This window comes from Ruegeria sp. YKSD179, assembly GCF_059612885.1.
Genome location: NZ_JBXWRL010000007.1, coordinates 35,437 through 50,498, shown reverse-complemented (window position 1 = coordinate 50,498; position 15,062 = coordinate 35,437). Strand labels below are relative to the sequence as shown.

21 protein-coding genes are annotated in these 15,062 nt (G+C 52.1%); 11 read left to right on the top strand and 10 right to left on the bottom strand.

Annotation, left to right across the window (positions count from 1 at the left end; all coding sequences use genetic code 11):
* On the top strand, positions 1–585 hold the full coding sequence (locus AC2FNE_RS05950; protein ID WP_170603827.1) for a DUF6151 family protein: 585 nt from the start codon (positions 1–3) through the stop codon (positions 583–585).
* Between the two features lie 154 nt (positions 586–739).
* Here the strand turns inward: AC2FNE_RS05950 and AC2FNE_RS05945 are convergent, their stop codons facing one another.
* From AC2FNE_RS05945 to AC2FNE_RS05935, 3 genes are read right to left on the bottom strand one after another with little or no spacing between them, the layout of a single operon-like run.
* Complete coding sequence (locus AC2FNE_RS05945) at positions 740–1,354, bottom strand: hypothetical protein (RefSeq protein ID WP_496804988.1); 615 nt, start codon at positions 1,352–1,354, stop codon at positions 740–742.
* Between the two features lie 28 nt (positions 1,355–1,382).
* Positions 1,383–2,363, bottom strand: a complete 981-nt coding sequence (locus tag AC2FNE_RS05940; RefSeq protein ID WP_496804954.1) for an alpha/beta hydrolase — start codon at positions 2,361–2,363, stop codon at positions 1,383–1,385.
* Entirely contained in the window at positions 2,360–3,112 is a 753-nt protein-coding gene (locus AC2FNE_RS05935) for an alpha/beta fold hydrolase (protein WP_496804953.1), read from the bottom strand. Before AC2FNE_RS05935 ends, AC2FNE_RS05940 begins: the two co-directional genes overlap by 4 nt.
* 244 nt (positions 3,113–3,356) lie before the next feature.
* On the opposite strand from AC2FNE_RS05935, the gene thrS reads away from it, so the two are divergent.
* The 5 genes from thrS to AC2FNE_RS05910 all read left to right on the top strand — a co-directional run bounded on the left by thrS (position 3,357) and on the right by AC2FNE_RS05910 (position 8,026).
* On the top strand, positions 3,357–5,315 hold the full coding sequence (thrS, locus tag AC2FNE_RS05930; RefSeq protein WP_496804952.1) for a threonine--tRNA ligase: 1,959 nt from the start codon (positions 3,357–3,359) through the stop codon (positions 5,313–5,315).
* 221 nt (positions 5,316–5,536) lie between these two features.
* Positions 5,537–5,824, top strand: coding sequence for a BufA1 family periplasmic bufferin-type metallophore (locus AC2FNE_RS05925; RefSeq protein ID WP_039531480.1), 288 nt, complete (start codon positions 5,537–5,539; stop codon positions 5,822–5,824).
* Between the two features lie 71 nt (positions 5,825–5,895).
* A complete protein-coding gene (bufB, locus tag AC2FNE_RS05920) occupies positions 5,896–6,753 on the top strand; it encodes an MNIO family bufferin maturase (RefSeq protein ID WP_170603831.1) in 858 nt (285 codons plus the stop codon).
* Positions 6,750–7,511 carry an HvfC/BufC N-terminal domain-containing protein gene (locus AC2FNE_RS05915; protein WP_170603832.1) on the top strand — a complete coding sequence of 254 codons (762 nt, stop codon included), beginning with the start codon at positions 6,750–6,752 and terminating at the stop codon, positions 7,509–7,511. Before bufB ends, AC2FNE_RS05915 begins: the two co-directional genes overlap by 4 nt.
* Positions 7,508–8,026, top strand: coding sequence for a DoxX family membrane protein (locus AC2FNE_RS05910; RefSeq protein ID WP_170603833.1), 519 nt, complete (start codon positions 7,508–7,510; stop codon positions 8,024–8,026). The genes AC2FNE_RS05915 and AC2FNE_RS05910 overlap by 4 nt, the downstream gene beginning before the upstream one ends.
* Position 8,027: 1 nt before the next feature.
* Here AC2FNE_RS05910 and AC2FNE_RS05905 read toward each other — a convergent pair whose 3' ends face one another.
* Positions 8,028–8,396, bottom strand: coding sequence for a hypothetical protein (locus tag AC2FNE_RS05905; protein ID WP_170603834.1), 369 nt, complete (start codon positions 8,394–8,396; stop codon positions 8,028–8,030).
* Positions 8,397–8,437: 41 nt separating this feature from the next.
* Entirely contained in the window at positions 8,438–8,755 is a 318-nt protein-coding gene (locus AC2FNE_RS05900) for an ArsC/Spx/MgsR family protein (RefSeq protein WP_170603835.1), read from the bottom strand.
* Between the two features lie 213 nt (positions 8,756–8,968).
* On the opposite strand from AC2FNE_RS05900, the gene AC2FNE_RS05895 reads away from it, so the two are divergent.
* Positions 8,969–9,175: a cold-shock protein gene (locus AC2FNE_RS05895; RefSeq protein ID WP_170475872.1), complete on the top strand. Its 207-nt coding sequence runs from the start codon at positions 8,969–8,971 to the stop codon at positions 9,173–9,175.
* A gap of 78 nt (positions 9,176–9,253) precedes the next feature.
* Here AC2FNE_RS05895 and AC2FNE_RS05890 read toward each other — a convergent pair whose 3' ends face one another.
* Positions 9,254–9,382: a hypothetical protein gene (locus AC2FNE_RS05890; protein ID WP_302478001.1), complete on the bottom strand. Its 129-nt coding sequence runs from the start codon at positions 9,380–9,382 to the stop codon at positions 9,254–9,256.
* 233 nt (positions 9,383–9,615) lie between these two features.
* Positions 9,616–10,527 carry an FAD-dependent thymidylate synthase gene (gene thyX, locus AC2FNE_RS05885; protein ID WP_170603837.1) on the bottom strand — a complete coding sequence of 304 codons (912 nt, stop codon included), beginning with the start codon at positions 10,525–10,527 and terminating at the stop codon, positions 9,616–9,618.
* A gap of 178 nt (positions 10,528–10,705) precedes the next feature.
* On the opposite strand from thyX, the gene AC2FNE_RS05880 reads away from it, so the two are divergent.
* The 3 genes from AC2FNE_RS05880 to AC2FNE_RS05870 are packed head-to-tail and all read left to right on the top strand — an operon-like array spanning position 10,706 to position 12,551.
* On the top strand, positions 10,706–11,134 hold the full coding sequence (locus tag AC2FNE_RS05880) for a VOC family protein (RefSeq protein WP_170603838.1): 429 nt from the start codon (positions 10,706–10,708) through the stop codon (positions 11,132–11,134).
* The gene (locus tag AC2FNE_RS05875) at positions 11,131–11,835 is read left to right on the top strand and encodes a DUF1194 domain-containing protein (protein ID WP_437436808.1); all 705 of its coding nucleotides are present in this window, start codon (positions 11,131–11,133) and stop codon (positions 11,833–11,835) included. Before AC2FNE_RS05880 ends, AC2FNE_RS05875 begins: the two co-directional genes overlap by 4 nt.
* Positions 11,832–12,551 (top strand): DUF1194 domain-containing protein, encoded by a 720-nt coding sequence (locus AC2FNE_RS05870; protein ID WP_496804951.1) that lies wholly within the window; start codon positions 11,832–11,834, stop codon positions 12,549–12,551. The genes AC2FNE_RS05875 and AC2FNE_RS05870 overlap by 4 nt, the downstream gene beginning before the upstream one ends.
* Here the strand turns inward: AC2FNE_RS05870 and AC2FNE_RS05865 are convergent.
* The 3 genes from AC2FNE_RS05865 to AC2FNE_RS05855 all read right to left on the bottom strand — a co-directional run bounded on the left by AC2FNE_RS05865 (position 12,545) and on the right by AC2FNE_RS05855 (position 13,766).
* Complete coding sequence (locus tag AC2FNE_RS05865; protein ID WP_496804950.1) at positions 12,545–13,042, bottom strand: MarR family winged helix-turn-helix transcriptional regulator; 498 nt, start codon at positions 13,040–13,042, stop codon at positions 12,545–12,547. The two genes, AC2FNE_RS05870 and AC2FNE_RS05865, sit on opposite strands and share 7 nt — an antisense overlap.
* Before the next feature lie 77 nt (positions 13,043–13,119).
* Positions 13,120–13,377 carry a succinate dehydrogenase assembly factor 2 gene (locus AC2FNE_RS05860; protein ID WP_367648104.1) on the bottom strand — a complete coding sequence of 86 codons (258 nt, stop codon included), beginning with the start codon at positions 13,375–13,377 and terminating at the stop codon, positions 13,120–13,122.
* Complete coding sequence (locus AC2FNE_RS05855) at positions 13,374–13,766, bottom strand: helix-turn-helix domain-containing protein (protein WP_170603841.1); 393 nt, start codon at positions 13,764–13,766, stop codon at positions 13,374–13,376. The genes AC2FNE_RS05860 and AC2FNE_RS05855 overlap by 4 nt, the downstream gene beginning before the upstream one ends.
* 91 nt (positions 13,767–13,857) lie before the next feature.
* On the opposite strand from AC2FNE_RS05855, the gene AC2FNE_RS05850 reads away from it, so the two are divergent.
* Complete coding sequence (locus AC2FNE_RS05850; RefSeq protein WP_496804949.1) at positions 13,858–15,060, top strand: pyridoxal phosphate-dependent aminotransferase; 1,203 nt, start codon at positions 13,858–13,860, stop codon at positions 15,058–15,060.
* The last annotated feature ends 2 nt before the right edge of the window (positions 15,061–15,062 follow it).

Genomic DNA, 15,062 nt, shown 5'->3' with positions numbered 1-15,062 from the left:
ATGAGCCGGTCTTCGGCTTGTGATGTCGCTTTTTCTTGCTCATGTGGCACAATGCGCGGTCACATAACCGCCCAAGGTGTCGCATCAGGAACCCACGCAGAGTGCTTCTGTCATGATTGCCGGGCCGCGCAACTGTATTTTGGGCAACCCGACCCGGCGCCGGGGCCTGTCGAAGTTTTGCAAACAACACCCGAAGACGTGATCTTTGACACAGGGTCGGAACAGTTGGCCTTAATGAAGCTCAGCCACAATGGTATGCTCCGTTGGTACGCAAAATGCTGCAACGCACCCCTCGCCACAACAGCACGAACGCCAAAATTTCCGTTTGTGGGTTTCATCGTAAAGCGAATGGCAAACTCTGATGCATTAGGGCCAGTATTGACCAGGGGATTTGTCCCCGGCCCCGAAGGAAAGCAATCGCACAAAGGTCTGCATCATGCGGTTTTGCGCTTGGTAACCCGCGTCGTTAGGTCCCGATTGACCGGCCGTTGGAAGAAAACCCCGTTCTTCGATGTTGAATCCAATATTCCGGTTGTTGTGCCGATCGTTCTTAGCCAAGAGCAACGTGTTGGCCTCTACGATTAGTTTACTTAGATGGCCGCTACAGGCGGAACCAAAAATAGTGCTAAACCACAGCATGCAAATGGCCCGAAGCCTTGCGGCATCGGTTTAACAACGACTTTACGTTTTGGTTTTCAATATTGGGTGTTGGTCCTTGGTTCGATCGGCATGCGAAACTTTAAGGCAATGGCAATCCGCGAAATGCAGGGAAATCTGAGTATCTGGCCTGCCGTTGTTCGAGACTGTCATCAGGCAAAGCACCCGGACGGAGCAGACAACCGCGCGGCGCAATATAGCTGTCGATACGACGCAGCGGATTAGGTCGCCATACAAGGTTAAAGGCGCAGAGTTTTGGGAAAAACCAGATTTCAGAATATGTCAAATGGTCGTGTATCCACCACGCCAGATCACGCCAATCGCGCCCCTGCTGAAAACGGTCCGCGAACCACGGCACAACAATTGAAGCGCCAGCAATCCGCGCCTCCCCCTCGCCGCGATCCCATATATGACATTCCAGCGGATTGTCATTTCGGGCACAATTGAGGCGGTTTTCATTTCCGAACTGATTGAGTGAGGGCGACCGATACCCTGATCGAACAGCGATACGTCCGAACGTTTCCTCAAGCGGATCCAGAAGGGTTTCACACAGAGCTTTGCCCGTTTCGATGGCGAGGTCTGGGTTTTCAGGAATATTCTGCAATTCGTGAAAGTTACCGATCTCGGAATACAGAAAATCCCGCATGAAAAAATGGCGGGACAATCGAACGCGGCCCAGCGTCTCTAAACTCCACATGCTGCCGGGTTTTCTCATGAACGCGCCTTCAGGTTATTCCCAATCCTGCAAGCCAATCCAAAATGCCCGCAACGGTAGCGTTTGTCTGACTAGGAGACATCAAAGCACCTGCAACAACGTGAGATAAAGGATCGTCCTCAGGCCCCATTTGTACCACATTGATTGTTGCAGGTGATCCCCATACTGCGGCAACTTTTTGCGTCAGGTCGGGACGAACGACCTGATCGTCGGTAGAAAACCAGAATAATGCCGGGACCTGTGCTTTTGCGAAGTCCAGAGCGTAGACTGCATCAACCAAGACGGACATAGGCACCACAGCTTCCCACGGATAAGTAAGAGTCCAATATTTCTCTTTCGCAGAATTTGTCGATGAAGCACTCCGTTCCTGCCCCATCAAAAACGGCAACCAGTTTCTGGCCCACGGTAAAGTTGGAATCCAAGCTCCAACCGTGTTCACGCCATAATTCGGTGAAACCATAACCATGGCGGCCACATCTCTGCTTAATTCCGGGTTCACTGAAACGGCCGAGGCAAGTGTTCCGCCAGTCGAGGTCGAAACTAAAATTACCTTGTCTCCAACAGCTCGGGCGGCAGCCAGCCCCTCGGCCATATCTTGCATCCAGCCTGAAGCCGTAGCTTCACCCATCGCACGACCGCTACGACCGTGGCCGCGCAAACGCGTGTACACCAGATTTGCGCCAAGGGCGTCTGCAACCATATCCGGTACCGGGCGAATTTCTTCAGAAGTAGCCGAGAAACCGTGAACGTAAAGAACAGAAAACGGAGTTCGTTGTTCTTTGAAACCAGGCTGCCAGATCACCCGCTTTTCGACACCCGGCACTATGTCGTCGAAAGCTGATTCAATGCTCTCAAAGTAAACTTGAACGCCTTCGCCAAATTTACGTGGATCGAAGCTGGGGTTCAGGTCTACTTGTTCGCGCGGTCCAAAAAAGTAGATTACCGCACTCAAGCAAAATAGGGCCAGCAAAGACCGTCCTATAACCCTCACGCATCAATCCTCATCACGTCTTCCACGGCCTGTTCTATCAAGGCAAGACAGCGCATGTCCGAAAACCGATGATCTGCGTCCTTGACTAAGAGCAGCCGCATATCAGGTCCGGTTGCATGCTCCAACAGTCGGACTGCGGTCTCAATTGACACTGCTGTATCTTCGGTGCCTTGCAAAAATCGAACTGGGTACGTCAGATCAAGTGGTTCGCGCAAAATCAGATGCTGACGACCGTCTTCGATCATCCGCTTGGTAATAATGTAGGGTTCCATGTAGTCCGACGGCAATTCAACATGGCCAACGGTTTCCAACGCGGCTTTTTGCTCATCTGAGAAACTCGCCCAATAACCATCCTCGGTAAAATCCGGTGCGGCTGCAATTGTCACCATTCCAGAAATTCGATCAGGTAACACGCGCGCCAAAAGCAGGGCCTGCCATCCGCCCATCGAGGATCCCACTACTATAAGCGGGCCATCCGTCAGAGACCTCATGGCCGCGATTGTATCCTCGTGCCAGTCCCCAATACATCCGTCCGTAAATGCCCCGGAACTCTCTCCGTGACCTGAATAATCGAAACGCAAAAACGGATACCCCCGCGATTTGGCCCAAGCCTCAAGATGCACCGCTTTGGTGCCTTCCATGTCCGATTTGAGGCCCCCAAGGAAAACAATGGTTGGCCCTGTCCCTTCACTTTTGTGATAAGCCAATCGCCTTCCTTGCGCCGTCTGCAGAAATTCCGTAGCTGCCATAAAATCCTCTTTGTGTTTTCCGCATCATGCACGCCCTACCCCTAAGTGCAATTGCCGGGATCCGCGACCTGTACCCAAATACATCCCGAGGAGTGATTGGTGTATTGGTCCGATTGCGATAGCGGGTCGGGGTACTATCGGCATCTTCCCTTGACATGCGCTTGTGCGCCTGCCAAATCAGCCGAACATTCATAACCCGCAACCGGGCGTTCAGTGGGCGCCAAACCGACGAGGAGAGCCAGCCATGGCCTTGGACTCACAGTCAATCTCCCTAACTTTTCCTGATGGCAACTCACGATCCTATGACGCTGGGGTTACCCCTGCGCAAGTCGCTGCCGATATCTCCACCTCTCTTGCAAAGAAAGCCATTTCGGCAACGGTGAACGGAAAGCACTGGGATTTGCAATGGCCTATTAATTCAGATGCTCAGATCGCCATCCACACCATGAAGGATGAGGAGCAGGCCAATGAGCTGGTTCGTCACGACTTGGCTCACATTATGGCCCGTGCCGTTCAGGAAATTTGGCCCGACACCAAAGTAACCATCGGTCCGGTCATCGAGAACGGCTGGTACTATGACTTTGACCGCGCGGATCCGTTTACACCAGAAGATCTGGGTCTGATCGAGAAAAAGATGAAGGAAATCATCAACAAACGCGACCCCGTGACCACAGAAGTCTGGGATCGTCAGCGTGCGGTGGATTTCTACACTCAGAATAACGAGCCTTATAAGGTCGAACTGATCGAGGCCATTCCCGGGGATGAACCGCTGCGCATGTACTGGCATGGCGACTGGCAAGACCTGTGTCGCGGCCCTCACCTTCAGCACACAGGTCAAGTTCCGGGCGACGCGTTCAAGCTGATGTCTATTGCCGGCGCCTACTGGCGCGGTGACAGTGACCGCGCGATGCTACAGCGAATCTACGGCGTAGCCTTTACCGGTAAGGAAAAGCTCAAGGCCCATCTGCACATGTTGGAAGAGGCCGCCAAACGCGATCACCGCAAGCTAGGTCGCGAGATGGACCTTTATCACATGCAGGAAGAAGCGCCGGGTCAGGTGTTTTGGCACCCTAACGGTTGGAAAATCTATACCACTCTGCAGGACTATATGCGCCGGATGCAGGAACGTGATGGCTATGTCGAGGTGAACACCCCGCAGGTTGTCGACCGCAAACTTTGGGAAGCTTCGGGCCATTGGGATAAGTACCAAGAGCATATGTTCATTGTTGAGGTCGACGAAGAACATGCGCGCGAAAAGGCTATCAACGCGCTCAAGCCCATGAATTGCCCCTGCCATGTTCAGGTATTCAATCAAGGTTTAAAATCATATCGCGACCTGCCGCTCAGAATGGCGGAATTTGGGTCGTGCGCGCGGTACGAACCGTCGGGCGCGTTACACGGGATTATGCGTGTGCGTGGGTTCACGCAGGATGATGGTCATATCTTCTGCGCAGAAGATCAGATTGAACCCGAAACCGCGAAATTCATCTCGTTCCTATCAAAGGTCTACGCCGATCTCGGCTTCCACGATTGGAACATCAAACTTTCAACGCGGCCTGAAAAGCGCATTGGCAGCGATGAAAGTTGGGACTTTCTTGAAAAAGCCCTTGGAGATGCCTGCAGGGCTGCCGGGTACGATTTTGAAATACTCGAAGGTGAAGGAGCATTCTATGGACCAAAGCTTGAGTTCACCTTGACCGATGCAATCGGGAGAACCTGGCAATGCGGCACCCTACAGGTCGACTCGAACCTGCCAGAACGCCTCGATGCGACTTTCATTGGCGCGGATGGATCCAAGCACCGTCCGTACATGCTGCATCGTGCGTGTCTGGGATCGTTCGAGCGTTTCATCGGTATTTTGATCGAAGAGCATGCTGGCAAGCTTCCGTTTTGGTTGGCTCCTCGACAAGTTGTCGTTGCCTCAATCACATCCGAAGCGGATGACTACGTGTTAGAGGTGGTCAACACTCTCAAAGTCGCAGGCGTCCGCGCCGAGGCCGATATCCGCAACGAAAAGATCAACTACAAAGTTCGCGAACATTCGGTCGGCAAAGTTCCTGTCATTCTGGCGGTCGGTCATCGCGAGGTGGATGATCGCACCGTAAGCGTCCGGCGGTTGGGCGAAAAACAAACGCATGTGCAACCGCTTGACACTGTAACAAATGAGTTGTCGCAAGCCGCGACGCCGCCCGACCTGTTGTAACAATCGGCTGGAAATAGGCTAATATTCCGACCCCAATTTGGGGTCGGATTGAAACATTTTCTATTTTTAAGTTAAAAAACAATGTGTTAACCTGCGATAATACATGACGATCTTTGACGGGGTTGTGAGACACGGGCTCGTGAATTCACCTGACACGCCTAAGCCACTACTTTTGTCATGTCACAAGCAGACATACGCAGTCATCAAAAGGATTACACGAGATGTCGAACACCGCAAAAACCCTGGTTATCGCAAGTGCCGTAGCAGCAGCCGTTTCAGGCGCTGCAACAACCGCATCCGCTCAAGCCAAAGAAAAGTGCTATGGCGTTTCGCTGGCCGGACAAAACGATTGCGCCGCAGGCCCCGGCACGACTTGTGCGGGCACATCGACCGTTGATTATCAAGGTAACGCCTGGACTCTGGTCGATGCAGGAACCTGTGCAGATATCGAACTGCCGGACAACCGTAAGGGTTCTCTTGAGCCGCTGGATCGCGACCTGCCGGCATAAAGTCGACTAAGCGAATTGTCGGGGGCGGGCAGCGTCGTCCGCCCCCTTCTTCGTGATCAAGGGAATTGCTTATGTTAGATGATGCGCTCAGGTCAAACCGTTTGCCCGCCGCGCCTGGTGTTGGCTACAAACCGCAACATTTCTCGCAAATCCTTGAAAACGCACAGCCCGTAGCTTGGCTGGAAATACACGCCGAAAACTATATGGGGGATGGTGGCAGGCCGTTGGCGCAGCTGCGGCATTTATCAAAGCAGTTTCCCATTTCCGTGCACGGTGTTGGCCTATCAATCGGTGGAGAAACCCCATTGGATTTGGACCACCTAGCCAGATTGAAGCATCTGGTGGGTTGGCTAAACCCAGCCAGCTTTTCCGAGCACCTAGCGTGGTCAACCCATAACAGTCATTTTCTAAACGACCTTCTGCCCCTGCCTTACACTGGCGCGACCCTTACAAGGGTCTGCGAACACATTGAGCAGGTTCAGGAAACAGTCGGACGCCAAATGTTGCTAGAGAACCCGTCCAGCTATCTGGCATTTGAAGAAAGCACTTGGTCCGAGCCTGACTTTTTACGTGAAATCGTATCCCGGACCGGATGCGGGATGCTTTTAGACGTGAACAACGTTTTCGTATCGGCCACCAATCTGGATTTTTCACCACAAGAATATATCGACGCTTATCCATTGGATAAAGTTGGCGAAATCCACCTTGGCGGCCATGACGAAGACAAAGACGACCACGGTCATCCTCTTTTGATCGATAGCCATGGGCGAGAGGTTGCCAATCCTGTTTGGAAGTTGCTTGACTACGTTTTGGAAAAATCTGGTCCGAAACCGGTTTTGGTAGAGTGGGACACTGACATTCCAGACTGGCCTATCCTACAAGCGGAAGCGGACCGAGCGCTTGCGGCCCTAGAACGGGTTCCGGCATGAGTGTTTCGCAAACAGCATTCAGCGCGGCCATCTTGGATGCCACCCATCCCGTACCCGAGGGTTTGATCGACGCAAAGGCTCAACCGGCGGGAGGCCGTTTCAGTGTTTATCGTAATAACGTGGCAGTGTCGCTTACCGAGGCAATGCAACAAGCTTTTCCTGTCGTTACCAAACTGCTTGGCAAACAGAATATGGACGGCCTAGCGGGAATATTCTTGCGGCAACACCCGCCCTCCTCACCTTTGATGATGTTCTACGGCGAGGAGTTTCCGGAGTTTCTGGGTGGAATGGCGCAATTATCTCATCTGGGTTACCTGCCAGATGTTGCGCGTCTAGAGTTGGCCATGCGACGTGCCTACCATGCCGCTGACAGCACGGCCATTGACCCCCAATCGCTTGCCATTCCACCAGAAGACCTGATGCAAGCGAGGTTGACACTGGCACCAGCTATTCAGGTTCTGTCATCAGATTGGCCGATCTATTCGATTTGGCGGTACAATACGCAACCAAATGCAGCCAAGCCAGAGTCCCAAGCGCAAGATATTCTGGTTACACGACCTGAGTTCGACCCCCTACCGGGCCTTCTATCTGAAGGAGGCGTGATTTGGATTGACCTAATCCAGAACGGGACGTCAATCGGCGAAGCATTCGAAATCACCGTGACCGAAACCCCTGAATTTGACCTCGGAAGCACTCTGGCGCTGCTTTTGCAGGGCGGCGCAATAACATCAGTGAATATTGAAAGGCCCGGGACATGAATGCTCTGATCTCAAGCTACAACAACTCAATGGAAAAGGTAGACTTGGCCTCTGGTTGGTTGACGCCGACCTTGGCGAGGCTGGTCTTTATTTCCGTTCTGTTGGTTTATTATTGGAACTCGGCCATGTTGAAGATTGACGGATCAATCTTCTCTCCGTCTGCTGGCGCGTTCGGTCAGATTTTCCCCAAGGCCGCCGAGGCCGTACTGTATGATGTCACCCAAATGACCTTTTTTCAGAGGATAGTGATTTTTTTCGGCACGGTAGCTGAGTTTGTCTTACCGGCGCTTCTGTTGGTTGGTCTGCTTACTCGGCTGGCTGCCCTTGGCATGATCGGGTTTGTTTGGGTCCAAACATTGGTCGACGTTAACGGACACGGCGTGAAGCTTGGCGGATTGTTCGACAATGCCGTGACACTGATGGATCAAAGAGTGATGTGGACCTTCTTGTTCCTTGTGATTGCGATCAACGGCGCAGGTCCTATTTCGCTGGATCGAGTCCTACGCCTTAAATAATTTAGAAATGCGCCTTGGGCTCGTCCGGTTTTCCTGCGGCCAGCCCAAGGAGCCCTGCTACACCAGCAAAAGCTATGGGGAACATAGTAAAAACGCCAAATCCAAAGGCGTAGTACATGCCCGCTGCGGAAATCAGCAACAACATCCCAGCTAGCAGTGCCCTTGCGTGCGCCATGGCCCCACCTGCGATGGCAAGTAAAGGTGCCAGGATGGAGGCAGTTTGCACCAATTGCGGGTTTTCAACCTGCTCGGCGATTCCTTCTATCTCGCCAAACTGGTCAATGAATTCGACAAACCCATAACCAAAAAACCCGACGATCATACCGACAAGCCCAGCTATTACGCCCAAAACCATAGTGGCGTTACGCATCTACTACTCTCCAAAGTTGTCGGACCTACATATGCAACCGCTTATGTGACGCCAAGACCCTTGCGTGTTTCTTCTGTCCATCCAAGGAACAGATTGCCATCTGACTCGATCAGTGGGCGTTTCATCAGAGTCGGGTATTCCTGCAACAACACCTCTATCGGCTGCTGACGAGCTTTTTCATCCAGCTCACGCCAGGTAGTTGATCGCGTATTGAGCAAAGCTTTGCCGAAATTTTTGAGGGCCTTTTGCATCACTTCGTCCGGAACGCCTTGAGCGCGAACGTCTACAAATTCAATTTTTGAAATAACTTTCAAGGCCTTGCGGCAAGTATCGCAAGTTTTCAGACCGTATAGGCGCATTTTTTGGAAGTTCCCGTGGTAGTTAAAAATTGGGCAATAATATCATCTTAACCCAGTTATTCTTGATTTTTTACATTACCGTGCAATGTTGAAAAAGACGAAACACGCAATTCGGGCCGTCTCGTTTGGGCGAAACAGTGATGCGTTGCGGTAGCGTCAACCACTACCCCGTCAATTTAGGGGAAAACGTGAAGGTAGAAGGAGACACGGGAAATGCCAACTGGCACCGTGAAGTGGTTTAATACAACCAAAGGCTATGGGTTTATCGCCCCCGATGAAGGCGGCAAAGACGTGTTTGTTCATATCTCAGCCGTTGAACGCTCCGGTTTGACCGGGCTCGCAGACAATCAAAAAGTCGCGTATGAGTTGCAGGACGGACGCGACGGACGCCAAATGGCGGCTGATTTGAAGCCATTATGACTGCATTTCCGCCTTTGGCGGAGAATTTTTGAGCAAGGTTAGCGGCCCCGATTTGGCCGTTAACCGTCTTACCCGGGTTCAACCGCGTGCAGGCTCTTCGATTTTATGAGCGAGCCAATCTTCTCCCATTGCCACGATGCAGGATGTGCCATTTGCATAAGTGATAACCATTGTCCAAGCACCTGACCTGCTCGTCCAAACTTCCATTACCTGCTCGGGACTGCGGACGCCTGTTGCAACCCTGTGCGACCCGAATTGGCGGGTCAACTTGTCATGCATACGGCTAGTGGGCTCACAGATAATGTCCGCAATTGGTGATTTCGCTTGAGCATGGTCCCCAAGCATCATCGCAAGGAGTAAGCACGTGAAAACTTTGTATGTCCTCATAAACCTAATGTAACAGGTTCATGACAAAACGTATAGACAAATGATATGCGAAATCAGCTCTCTCGAATCACATCTTCGAACTCTCGCCATTCTCGCGCAGTCATTCCAGAGTTTTCCCGAGTAACCTCTTCACCTGACAGCATCCGGCGCAAACATGAAACCATCTGTGCGGATAGATTCACCGCCCCGAGACGGTAGTCTTCAAAGGCGCGGTAAGCAAAAGGAACCCAATCCGCCACTATTTTGCACATGGTTTCAGCATAAATCCGAATCTCGTACTGAGCATGCGGATCTGCGCGAAGGCGAAGAAAATGGAACAGGTTGTGCAGATCCACTTTCCAATACCACTGCGTGTAGATGTTCGCAGGCAGGTTCATCCGAGCAAGTTCGCGCGCAAGACCCTGCTGCCCGTTCTGCCCGATCATAGCTTCATAGTTATCATAACAGCGGGAGCTGTCGGCTTTGAGTATCTCAAGAACACGTGCGGCTTCCTCGCCGGTTAACATCTCCCCTCTGCCTTGGTTGTTAACCGCAGACTGCGCGGCAATGTGCTCCGGCGCCGGAATATAGAACTCACGGTCAAGTATCGAATACCGCGCTGAGTATTCGTTCACATTAGCAGTACGATGGCGAATCCATTGACGAGCGACAAAGACCGGCAGCTTGACGTGCAACTTGACTTCGCACATTTCAAACGGTGTCGAATGCCAATGCCGCATAAGATAGCGGATCAACCCCTCGTCATTCTGCACCGACTTTGTGCCTTTGCCATATGACACCCGAGCAGCCTGACAGATTGCAGCGTCGTCACCCATATAATCGATTACGCGGACAAATCCGTGATCCAGAACCTGATGCGCTGTGTACAGGTGGTCTTCCATACCCTCAGAAACGACGCGGCGGGTTTGTGTCACCTGCGCACGTTGTTCTTCGATTTCGGCCAATTGCTCGGAAGACAGCAGCATGAAACGGTCCTTTCCAGAAATGAGTCGCCGACCACTATATATCGATACAAGCGCCTTCGAAACCGCGATATGTGCGGCTCGCGAAGTAACATCTAAATTGTATTTCCCTTGCCCTCTCGACACGCTCCCGCTGCGCGCTAAGCTGCAACCAATCTAAATTGACATAAGGAAAGCCACGATGGGGCTGAAATATCTTCACACTATGGTTCGCGTGAAGGACCTAGAGAAATCCCTTGCTTTTTACCAATTGCTTGGCCTGAAGGAAACACGCCGCTACGACAGCGAAGCTGGCCGTTTTTCATTGATCTTTCTGGCGCCACCCGGGCAAGAGGATGCGCCGATCGAACTGACTTACAACTGGGATGGTGACGCCGACTTGCCAAGCGACAGCCGCCACTTTGGTCATCTGGCCTATGGCGTCGATAATATTTACGAGACCTGCCAACATCTTCAGGACAATGGCGTTGTAATCAACCGTCCCCCACGGGATGGGCGTATGGCCTTTGTTCGCTCGCCTGACAATATCTCAGTCGAGCTATTACAGAATGGCGACTCGTTAGCACCGGCCGAGCCTTGGGTGAGCATGGAAAGCGTCGGCCACTGGTGATTCCCAGATTGATAACCATTGGGCTGGTCGGTTTGGCCGGCCCGGTCCAAGCCGAACAATGTCGCCTCGCGCTGGCGCTAGCCATTGACATTTCGACGTCAGTAGATGCCCAGGAAGACGCATTACAAAGACACGGCTTGGCTGCAGCCCTGATCGCTCCGGAGGTTGTTGACGCCTTTTTGTCGAATCCATCACCGGTAGCTTTGGCAGTCTACGAATGGTCAGGGAGTTTCAACCAAACTTTGCTGTTGGACTGGCATTTGGTGGATTCCCAGGATGACCTTCTATTCGTCGCTCAAAAGATCAGCGCGTCAGAACGTTCAGCGCAGGACTCTCCGACCGCTATGGGCCATGCCTTGGCGTACGGCGCGACACTTATGCAGCGCGCACCTATGTGCTTGTATCAAACCATAGATATTTCTGGTGACGGCAAGAATAACGATGGTTATGCGCCGCAAATCGCATATCGACACTTTCCATTTCACAACATCACGGTCAATGGGCTGGTCATAAATGCTGCAGATTTCGAAGGCGAGATCGATCTTATTCCGTTCTTTCGGGAAAACGTCCTGCACGGCGCCGGAGCCTTTCTTGAAATCGCTGACGGATTTCAAGATTTCGAACGTGCCATGCGCCGCAAATTAGAGCGTGAGTTGAAGAGTTTTCAGCTAAGCGAGATGCGGAAAACGACGGTTCAATGATGCGGATAATGGTTCTTTTCCTCTGCCTTTTGGCCGGATCTCTGACCGCCCAATGCCGCCAGGCCTTGGTTTTAGGATTGGACGTTTCTGGTTCAGTAGATGGGTCCGAATATCGTTTACAACTGAACGGGTTAGCCGCCGCGATGCGACAGCCAGAGGTTATGCAACTGATCCTGTCAAACCCAAAGGCACCAGTTCGATTGGCGGTTTTTGAATGGAGCGAACCAAGACACCAACGCGTTTTGATAGAATGGACCACTGTTCAATCGCCAGATGACATTTTGAAAATTGCGCAAACGCTGGAGGCATCGCCACGTAGCAACGCACCGCTTGGCACTGCTGTTGGATCGGCAATGCTTTTCGGAGCCAACCTTCTTGCAGATCAAGGTAACTGTTGGAAACGTACGCTGGACCTGTCCGGTGACGGCAAGCACAATCTCGGACCGCACCCGCGCGAAGTCAAATCTGCACTTCAAACGGCCGGAATAACGATAAACGGACTGGTGGTCGGAGCCGATGATCCGAACAATGGCGATAAACGCTACGTTCAAGTAGGAGAACTTTCTGCATACTACAAAACATGGGTTATTTTGGGTCCCAACGCGTTTATTGAGGTGGCGCTGGGATTTGACGACTACGAGGCAGCAATGACCCGCAAACTGATCCGTGAACTTAAGGGGCTGAGCCTGTCACAGCTCAGCTTGCCAAATCAATAAATATACCGGATCTGATCGGTCCAATATCGTTCGACTCTGCGTAACGATCCAGTGATCTCATCTATCACCCCGGGGCCCAATACGTCGCGACTTTGCAGACCTTCTGCATGACGGGCAAAAAGCTCTGCAACAACGTCACGAATTTCACGTCCTCTAGGCGTAAGCCGCACCCGGACTGACCTGCGGTCAATCTCGCATCGTTGATGATGCATATAACCCATTTCCACCAGTTTTTTCAGGTTGTAGCTAACGTTGCTGCCCTGATAGTATCCACGGCTTTTCAGCTCCCCTGCTGTTACCTCATGATCACCGATGTTGAACAGCAATAAGGCCTGAACAGCGTTGATCTCCAACACACCGACGCGCTCGAATTCATCCTTGATGACATCCAAAAGCAAACGGTGCAGACGCTCTACCAAAGCAAGCGACTCAAGATAGCTGGTCATGAACCCTTTAGTTCCTGGCACTGAAACCTGCATTTCCATACTCATCTAACCCTCCGATTCAATCGTACTGTTTCAGGCAGGATGAGAGGAAATTCCCAAAATTCAGTTAAGCCAATTTTGCATTATTTTTGAAATGTCTTTGAAATGTCTGCGACCAAATCGACAAATTGTTCAGGTGGTGAGGTTTGTCCGGTCACCCATTGATAAAGGTCTTGATCATTTTCTTGCAGAAGCGCGTCATAGTTCGCCAACCCCACAGCATCCATATTTTGCAGGTTTCGATCAGCGTAAGCTGACAGAATCAAATCCATCTCTTTAATACCGCGCCGCATCGAACGCATCTTCATGCGCTTGATCCGCGTCTCTCTGGTTTCGTTCACTTTGTCTCTTCCAACATCAGCCGAAGTTTTTTCTCAAGTCGGGCGGCTCGCTCAGCACTTGCCCGCATCTCGCCGCGGATCGCACGTAGTTCAGCTACGACGCCTGCCAGTTCCGGTCGCTCTTCATCGGCATCGAAGGGTTCGTCCATTCCTTCACCTTCGCCGGTCAATAGCCACATGATCGAAACATTGACCATGCCCGCCATCATTGAAAGGCGATTCGCGCGTGGTTCGGACAAGTCATTTTCCCACGCCGCGATAGTCGACTTTTTTACCCCCAGCCGACGAGCGAGATCCGACTGGGTCATTCCCGCAGCCTCACGTGCGCCGGCCAGCCTGTCCCCAAAGGTCGCTGCGTCTGGTCCGAACCAGTCGTTTTCCGTGCTCATCAGAGCCTCCAACTCGTATTTTTCTTTGGCTTGATCGTTGTTCGGGCGCACCCTATGACAGTCAGGCTGAACATACAAACCGAGGCCGCCCATGAGTTTCCTGTCTGCGACATTGTCACGCGTAAAACCATCGCCCACCATTGCGATGACAGCAAAGGCAGCCGAGTTGAAAGCCGCTGGGCGCGACGTCATTGGTCTAAGCGCCGGCGAACCGGATTTTGATACTCCTCAGAACATCAAAGACGCAGCAGTTGCAGCCATTGCAGCGGGAAAAACGAAATACACCGCTCCTGACGGAATTCCTGAACTGAAACAGGCCGCTTGCGCTAAAATGAAGCGAGATCATGGGCTTGATTACACACCTGCACAAATTTCAGTCGGGACTGGCGGCAAGCAGACGCTGTATAATGCACTGATGGCCACCATGAACGAAGGAGACGAAGTGGTAATTCCCGCCCCTTACTGGGTCAGCTATCCCGATATGGTTCTTCTGGCGGGCGGAACTCCTGTGATTGCTGAAACATCTCTTCAGACCAATTTCAAATTGACTGCAGATCAACTTGAAGCAGCAATCACACCCAAAACCAAGTGGTTCATCTTCAATTCACCGTCAAACCCCACCGGAGCCGGATACAGTAGGGCAGAGTTGAAAGAGTTGACTGATGTGCTGATGCGTCACCCGCACGTTTGGATCATGTCCGACGATATGTACGAGCATCTGGCCTATGATGGCTTCGAATTCTGCACACCAGCAGAAGTTGAGCCTCGTCTTTATGACCGCACTCTCACGTGCAACGGCGTGTCCAAAGCCTATGCCATGACTGGCTGGCGTATAGGGTATGCGGCTGGTCCGGTTGAAATCATAGCCGCGATGCGAAAAATTCAGTCTCAATCTACGTCGAATCCGTGCTCGATCAGTCAATGGGCAGCAGTCGAAGCCCTAAACGGGACACAGGACTTCTTGGCGCCGAACAATGAAACTTTCAAACGGCGCCGCGACCTTGTCGTGGAGATGTTGAATGCAGTGGAAGGTATCTCGTGCCCAACACCCGAGGGCGCATTTTACGTTTACCCGTCGATTTCGGGATTAATCGGGAAAATCACGCCAGCGGGGACGGTCATCGTCGATGATGAAACCTTTGCATCAGCCCTGCTGGAAGAAGCAGATGTAGCGGTCGTGTTTGGAGCGGCATTTGGCCTGTCTCCGAATTTCCGGGTTAGCTATGCGACCTCTGACGAAGCGCTGAAAGAGGCTTGCTTGCGGATTCAACGCTTTTGCGCAGCACTGACCTGACG